The 7,901-nt window shown below is 49.5% G+C and carries 7 protein-coding genes; 2 read left to right on the forward strand and 5 right to left on the reverse strand.

Annotated features, from left to right (window positions below):
* Positions 1-585 precede the first annotated feature (585 nt).
* Entirely contained in the window at positions 586-1,005 is a 420-nt protein-coding gene (locus QZP87_RS09145; protein ID WP_291322612.1) for a MucR family transcriptional regulator, read from the forward strand.
* Positions 1,006-1,464: 459 nt separating this feature from the next.
* The gene (locus QZP87_RS09150; RefSeq protein ID WP_291322613.1) at positions 1,465-5,115 is read left to right on the forward strand and encodes a PAS domain S-box protein; all 3,651 of its coding nucleotides are present in this window, start codon (positions 1,465-1,467) and stop codon (positions 5,113-5,115) included.
* 99 nt (positions 5,116-5,214) lie between these two features.
* Here QZP87_RS09150 and QZP87_RS09155 read toward each other — a convergent pair whose 3' ends face one another.
* The 5 genes from QZP87_RS09155 to QZP87_RS09175 all read right to left on the reverse strand — a co-directional run.
* Positions 5,215-5,508, reverse strand: coding sequence for a hypothetical protein (locus QZP87_RS09155; protein WP_291322614.1), 294 nt, complete (start codon positions 5,506-5,508; stop codon positions 5,215-5,217).
* A gap of 79 nt (positions 5,509-5,587) precedes the next feature.
* Positions 5,588-6,280, reverse strand: a complete 693-nt coding sequence (locus QZP87_RS09160; protein WP_291322615.1) for a DUF4197 domain-containing protein — start codon at positions 6,278-6,280, stop codon at positions 5,588-5,590.
* A gap of 292 nt (positions 6,281-6,572) precedes the next feature.
* Positions 6,573-6,794 (reverse strand): thioredoxin family protein, encoded by a 222-nt coding sequence (locus QZP87_RS09165; RefSeq protein ID WP_291322616.1) that lies wholly within the window; start codon positions 6,792-6,794, stop codon positions 6,573-6,575.
* Between the two features lie 164 nt (positions 6,795-6,958).
* Positions 6,959-7,714, reverse strand: coding sequence for a class I SAM-dependent methyltransferase (locus tag QZP87_RS09170; protein WP_291322617.1), 756 nt, complete (start codon positions 7,712-7,714; stop codon positions 6,959-6,961).
* A 2-nt stretch (positions 7,715-7,716) separates the two neighbouring features.
* A partial coding sequence (locus QZP87_RS09175) for an exodeoxyribonuclease VII large subunit (protein ID WP_291322618.1) occupies positions 7,717-7,901 on the reverse strand: 185 nt, incomplete at its 5' end.

Raw genomic sequence — 7,901 nt, forward strand, 5'->3', positions numbered from 1 at the left:
CACAGATCACACCCAGTGAAATCCGCTGCGCTGAGACTTCGTCTATTTCACCGGGCAGGCAGATTGACACAGATATAAGATATTGAAGAGATATATATTTTTTCCTTGCGGGAATAAGACCCCAGTGAAACCCTGCTGCGCAGGAACGCTTTCAGCGTTGTTTCACGGGGCAGGACCCGCAAGGAAAAGGTATCAGCCCTTCGGGCGGGGGAAGATTACTCCCCGGTAGCTACCGCGGATGCGGTGGAGACCATGTGCATACCAGGTGCGTATTCCTGGTATGCACATAAAAAACCTCTCTTATCTGTGTGCATCTGTGTGATCTGTAGGCAAAAAACTCTTTTCTTCTTTGGATGGTCCAGGCTGGAAGAGGGTGTAGAGATTATATGTGCCCGATATGATTTTTCTTTTCATACCTCTCTGACAGACTGTTAAGCTGTGCTTGCAATTTTGAAAGTTATGAGTAAAACTAACCTTACAAAAGGCAACGGTGATCAGTTTATTTCGACAAGCTTGTTACTTAAGCTCCGGGTTAAAGATCATCAGATAAAGCGATACAAATACTTATTTAAGGAGAATTATTAAATGGAAGACCATGTTAAAGAAGCTTTGGAGATTGTGAAGGCCCAGGCCGGTGTTCGTAATATGACTGAAGAAGAAATCAATTCTATGATTAAAACTCTGTCTGAAGGCATACAAAAGGCTTCACAAGGAGTAGCCGAGTCACAGGCCGAACAGGAGCAGCAACCGTCTGTAGATCCCAAGAAAGCCATCAAAGAAAAAAGCATAACCTGCCTTGAGTGCGGCAAGTCATTCAAGGTTCTTACCAAGAAGCATTTTGCCAAACATGATATGACTACAGAAGAATACAAGGAAAAGTGGGGGTATAAAAAAAATCAGTCCCTGATTGCAAAATCCCTGGCCCGGGAGCGTAAGAAAAAAATGCAGGATATGGAACTGTGGAAGAAGAGAAAGATGAAGCCGAAGGGTAAAATCCTTGGTTAAATGTAGCCAAAAATAAAAAATAAGATATTCTGGATGCTTCTGAAGTGCTGTTTGCTTCTCAGGGTTTCGACAACACCACTACGCTGAAGATAGTTAACCCGGGCTTTGCCCGCAACCCAGCTTTGCAGGAAATCCTTCGGATTTGTTTAACCGGGCAGGCAAAGTTTCAGGAGTAAGTCACTAAGGCTTTTTCCGCGACCCTGCGCGGAAAAAGTGGCCCCATCGGGGCAAAAGAGACTGCCCACGGAATACACGGAATTTCACGGAATATGCTTTGCTTCGCAACGCTTTAAAACTTCCGTGCCCTTCCGTGTGTTCCGTGGGCATAACCTCCTGGCTTTTTTTGAAAATGAAACAACATGTTTGTTTCGAAATTTGTGCTAAGCGCCAAATGCACATAGTCTTGCATGAGATTGTAACTGTTTTGCCGGTCTAATCCTAAACTGATTGGAGCAAACCATGTCACAGAACCACGCATCCAAGGACTTTTCCTTCCCCTCGGCTGAAGAGTACCAGGATCTGTTCATAAACGCTCCGATAGGCGTTTTCATCACCACACCAGAGGGACGTTTTCTATCAGCCAACCCGTACCTGGCGCAACTGCACGGCTACGATACGCCCCGGGAAATGATTGACTCCATAATTGATATCGCCAGTCAGTTATACGCAGACTCTGAAGACAGGAGTTTACTGCAGCTCCAGCTTGAAACACAGGGACAGGTGCAGAATTTTGAGTGCCGCCTTCTCAGGCGGGACGGGTCAGTATTCTGGGCATCCATAAATATCCGGGCAGTGTGGGATACAACAGGCGGTTTCACTCGTTATCAGGGGTTTATTTCCGATATTACCGCACGTAAACAAGCAGAAGAAGCCCTTAGTAAAAACGAAGAAAAGTACAGGACGGTTTTTGAAAATACTGGAGCTGCCAGCTGCATTTTAGAAAAAGACGGAATCATCTCCCTGGCCAATGCCAGATTCGCCCAACTGGCTGGATACCCTCTTGAGGAGCTCCATAACACAAAGACCTGGATGGAATTTGTTGTCCCGGAAGACCTTGAGAGAATGCACCAGCAGCATGAGGTAAGACGTAAAGATAGAAAAAAGGCTTTAAACGAGTACGAATTCAGGTTTGTAGATAAAAAGAATAATTTGAGGAATATTTACTTATGCATTGATATGATCCCTGGTACGGATAAAAGCGTTGCTTCACTTCTGGACATTACCGAACGTAAGCGGGCCGAAGAGGCACTGCGTGAAAGTGAGCAACGTTTTCAAAAAATGCTGTCCCTGATTCCTGATATGGTTTCCATACAAGACCCTGACATGAATATTATTTACAGCAACTGGAATGGATTAGCCGGTGTTCCTGAAGAAAAAAGGATCCTGAATACCAGGTGCTACAAGACATACAGGGGATACGACCAGATATGTCCTGACTGCAAAGCTGTTAAAGTTTTTGAAACCAGAGAAACTTTTAAAGAAGAAACAATGCTGCCTGATGGAACATGGGTTGATGTGCGTGTAATACCTTTCCTGGACCAGAACGGTGATGTTGTATTTTTTGTTGAATGGGTCAGGGATATAACCAACATCAAGCGGTCGGAAGAAGACCTGATCGCCGGCAAGAGACTTCTCGAAGGCATCATTGACGGCGTTTCAGACGTTTTATCCATCCAGTATCCCGACCTGAGCATCGAGCGCTACAACCAGGCGGGTTATGATCTTTTAGGCATGACCCCGGAACAAGTAAAGGGTAATAAATGTTTTGAGCTTATCGGCCGAAATCGTCAGTGTGAAGAATGTGCTACAATTAAAGCCGTGAAAACCGGCAGGTTGGAGGAAGTTGAGAAGTACTCCCCTGAATTGGGCATCTATTTGAACTGCCGCAGCAATCCCATAATGGATGAAGGTGGAAATGTAGTCCGAATTATACAGCAGTTGAGGGACATAACTGAGCAGAAGCAGGCAGAGCAATCTCTGAAGGCAGCAATCAAAGAGGCTGAGCAAGGAAGGCAGACGCTTGATGCTTTGATGACATATATCCCGCTGGGTATAACCATTGCTGATTCTGACATAACATTACAGCGGGTCAGCCGCCATGGGCTGGAGATGATGGGCTGGCCTGAGGAAAGGCACGTCGGTTTGTCCGTGGAGCAGATCCTGGATGAATGGGAGGTCTATCTGGCCGACGGTGCAACAAAGGCTCGGGTGGAAGAACTGCCCTTGCCCAAGGCCATAATGAGCGGTGAAACTGTGCTTGGACAAGAGATCGTCCAATGCCATGCCGATGGTCGGGTTATTCCTTTGACCTGCGATGCCGGACCGATCAGGGGCTCAGAAGGCCGTATCACCGGAGGGATTGTAGCCTGGCAAGACATAACCGAGCGCAGGCGGGCCGAGAAAGCCCTACAGGAGAGTGAGGAAAAATACAGACAGTTATTTGAATCATCGCCGATTTCTTTGTGGGAACAGGACTTTTCAGAAGTCAAAAAGCGCCTTGAAGAGCTTAAAGCTCAGGGGATAAAGGAGCTTGAGGTCTATTTGAAGCAGCGGCCTGAACTGGTAAGGGAAATGACCGGACTGGTAAAAGTCATAGATGTCAATCAGGCCTCATTGAATTTGTATAAAGCAAATTCCAAGGATGAATTATTAGCTGGAATATCCAGGGTTTTTGGTAAGCAGTCCTATAGTGATTTTTTGCAGGGCCTGTTGTTAATTGCATCTGGAGAAACCAGTCTTTCTTTTGAAAGGGATCATGTGACCCTGGATGGTCAGAGCTTGAAGACACAGCTCTACTGGTCTGTCATTCCAGGATATGAGGATGACTATTCCCGTGTACTGGTCTGCATTGTCGATACTACCGAACTTATGAACATTCAGGATGAGTTGAGACAGGCCAAGGAGCAGGCCGAAGCCGCCAACCATGCCAAGAGCGAATTTCTGGCCAACATGAGCCATGAGATCCGTACACCAATCAATGGCATGCTTGGAATCATGCAGCTTTTGCAGAGCACTGACCTTGATTCGGAGCAGAAGGAGTATGTGAACATGGGGATTGTTTCTGCCAACAGGCTGACCAGGCTACTTTCGGACATCCTGGATTTGTCCAGGATTGAGGCCGGGCAGATGACAATCCGCAAGGAAGAGGTGCATGTAAAGAAGCTGTGCGATTCCGTGGATGAGCTGTTCATGGTCACCAGCCGGGACAAGAACGTATCCCTGGAATTCAGCCTGGACCCGGAGCTGCCTGAAGTTCTTCTTGGGGACGAGGCCAGACTGCAGCAGGTCCTGTTCAACCTGGTGGGCAATGCCTTGAAGTTCACCGAGGATGGTCATGTAAGCGTGTACTGGCATCTGCAGCAGCGACACGGCAGAAATGCCCGGGTGCTGATATCTGTCTCGGATACGGGCATAGGTATGAGCGAGGCCAAGGTGGATGAATTGTTTAAGCCCTTTGTCCAGGCGGAGAACGCTTACACCCGCAAGTATCAGGGTGCCGGTCTGGGTTTGTCCATTGTCAGCAGGCTTGTGCAACTGATGCATGGAAATATGTCTGTAGAGAGTACGCTGGGTGAAGGGAGTACGTTTTATGTTTCACTGCCGCTTGGGCTGCCTGAAGAGTCTGGGAGTAATCCGGAGCAGACCGATGCCCGTGCAGGCACAGGCAAGCTCCGGTTGCGCATTCTCCTGGCAGAGGATGATCCTTCCAACCAGCTGCCCATGAAGATGCTGCTGGAAAAGTCCGGACACGAGGTGAGCCTGGCCCAAAACGGACAACAGGCCCTGGATATGCTTGCCGACCAGGATTTTGACTGTATCCTCATGGATATACACATGCCGGTCATGGATGGAGTGGAGGCGACCCGGCGCATTCGCGCCGCAGAGGACAGATGTCGGATGTCGGTTATCAAAGATCAGAGGTCAAAGACCGGTAGACGGACATCGGGTGTCGGAGATCAGACCCGGGACAGGATTCCAATTATCGCTCTGACTGCCTATGCCATGCAAGGAGACCGGGAAAGATTCCTGGAAGCTGGCATGGATGATTACCTGGCCAAGCCGGTGCAGTTAGAGGATATGGAGAAAGCGCTTTCAAGGCTTGCAGGATAAAGTCGGCAGGGACTCCCCAGGCCGGTGTCCGGCTCTCACTGAATGTTTACCCGTAATCAGTGCGTAGTTAGATGTGACTGCAAAAAGTAGTTTTTGCAGTCACAACGGCAATGGATCCTGTGGTGTCTTGCGCAGGGACAGATACTCCAGGGGGAAACGGCGCAGCTTTCTCATGGCAGAAAGAGAAATAGAGTCTTCCGTATAAGCTGCTGATCTGGTATCTATGCCTGCCTTGTTGAACAGCTCTGCAAGCTTTTCCGTTTCCGTGCGGATATCGTCCAGTTCAGCGGCCTTTTCATAAGGCTCGGAAAAAAATATGCCCTGGCAGCCGCCGGTACTGTCCGTGGTCAGTTCCTCAAGGCCTGGGGCAGGAGATCCAATAGTTACCAGCATGCACCCCGGTTGCGATGGACAGTCCCCAGGCCTGGTGCCATTAACCATCACCGGGCCCCCCTGAATGGTTGCACTTATATCACCTGCCGAACACCCGCTGCAGTATGCTGGTGGTCTGACTCAGGGGATCATTTCTGATGGCTGCCTCCTCCACAGCCAGGTACTCAAAGATGGCCTTTATGGAATGATCCACCACGTGTTCCGAAATATCCGCCCGGGCATCCGGAACAAAGGGAAGCTGCTGGTACCTGGACATCATGTCTTCATAAACCCGCACCGCGCCCACATCCGCAAGACTCTGCCTTACCAGCGGGGTAAATTCCTCCGACAGGGGTCCGGACATTGTGTCCTCAAAATACCGTGTGGCCGCGTCATCAGGACCGTTGTAAATCCCACGGACATCATCCAGGGTCATCTCGGAAACGGCCTGTACAAACATTTCCCTGGCCCTGGGCGTAGCTTGCTCAGCGGCCCGGTTCATGCGCAGCTCCAGATCATCGAGCATATGCCCCATCCCGGCTCTTTCCAGAATGTTTTGAACATTCTGCAGACTTGCAGGCAAAGGGATATGAGCCTTAGGATCCTGGTAATAACCGTCTTTCCGGCCAAGATGACTGACTACTTTTTCACTGCCTACGCGCAGGGCCTCTCTTAATCCCTCGGCAATCTCCGAATCCGCAAGCCCTGATTTTTCTGTAACTTCAGGATTCTTGCGCAAAGTATCCATACCGCGCTGCAGCCAGTCTTGAGCCCTGAGTTCAGAAGCTACCATCAAAACAGCCGCAAAAAATGCCATTATAAGAGCACACTTTTTCATACCGCACCTTCTGTTTTTGTAGTTATTACTACAGCGATACTTTGAGTTAATTTTTGGGAGACCACCGGGGACAGGCACTTTTGCCGACCTCAGACTGTAAAACGGCCGGACTGTCCGGCGGCAAAAGAGCCAGTCCCCTTCCAGCTTAAATTATGTGTCGCTGTAGTGCTATTCAGTGTAGAAATATGCTCCAGTGGTCCGGGGATTCGGCAAACAGGACGTAAACACTGCGTTTCAGACCCCTCAATCATGCATAGGCCGTTATCCACTCTGAAAGCCTGCCAACAATATCGTCTCTTCCGGTGGCTACCAGCCTGTCCACCTCCTGACCGTCTTTGAAAATTATAAAGGTGGGCACACCGCGCACCCCTGCCGCCCAGGAAGGAAGGTCTTGCGGACTTTCAATCTCAAAGCTCAGCACTTTGATCCTGGAAGCCAGGCTGTATTTATCTCCCTTCAGGGTCTGCACCGCAGACCGGCAATCCGGTCAGGTGGGCATATGCAGAAGAACTGCAGCATGACCCGTATGTTCCATGACTTCTTTTTGAAACTCATCTTTAGTATGCAATTCTTTCACAGACATGGCCGCTTCTCCCTTTGATTATTCACGTTACGGATTATTACCATTCAGACTCACTTCTTTTTACCCGCAAACACGGTCAGCGGATATGAGCCACCGTCAAGAATATATCTTTCGTAGACACCGTCAAGTAATGTTTCCTGCATATCCATCCCGGCATCCCTGAAAGCCTGCTCCCAGGCCCATTTGGGAAAAAGTCCCAGTATATGGTGATCAGTATGTATGGTCAACTCGCCCTGCTCCCGGATCAGGTACACGAACACGGCTTCATAGGTATCCGGTCTGTAAGGATTTATGTAGTTGTTCTCCAGCAGAGTCAGGTGCAGGCCGTTTTTTTCTCCGGTGTAGGCGAAATTGTTGTTCTGAAAGGTTTCTTTGGGTTTAGCGGTCACAAGAAAAACACCCCCCTTCCTGAGATGCTCAGCAGCGGTCTTCACCGCCTGGTGCAGGTCCTTACGGGTAACAAGATAATCTGTACTGTCCGGAATGGCCACGGCATCAAACTTCCGGTCCAGACGAATGCTGCGCATATCTCCTTGAAAATATTGCACATCAGGATTGTCAAAGCGGGCTTTTTTCAGCATACCCGGGCTCAGATCCACCCCGGTGACTGTGAAATGCCGCTTGAATACACGGTCGTGAATACCTGCACCGCTGCCTAGATGCAGCAGGGTCCTGGGGGGATCATCCCGGGCTGTGCGCATTATGAGATCCACGTAGAACCCGGCTTCGTATTCATATTCAGCCGGATCGGCCAGGAGTTCCTCGGTCCAGGCCAGTTCGTTGTATGAGGGCCAGGAAAAACTCATTATCACTCTCCTCCCACCCGGCTCTTAATCTGTCCGTCAATAACTGTAATCTCCAGATCGTCGCCGGGGCTTACGTCCTGTACGCTGCGCAGGAATTTCCCGCTTTTGGCCACAGTAACCAGGCTGTAACCCCGCCTGATGGGTGCGTAAGGATCCAGGGACTCCAGCTTTTCCGCGGCAAAGGACA

Source organism: Desulfonatronospira sp. (assembly GCA_003563255.1).
GTDB lineage: Bacteria > Desulfobacterota > Desulfovibrionia > Desulfovibrionales > Desulfonatronovibrionaceae > Desulfonatronospira.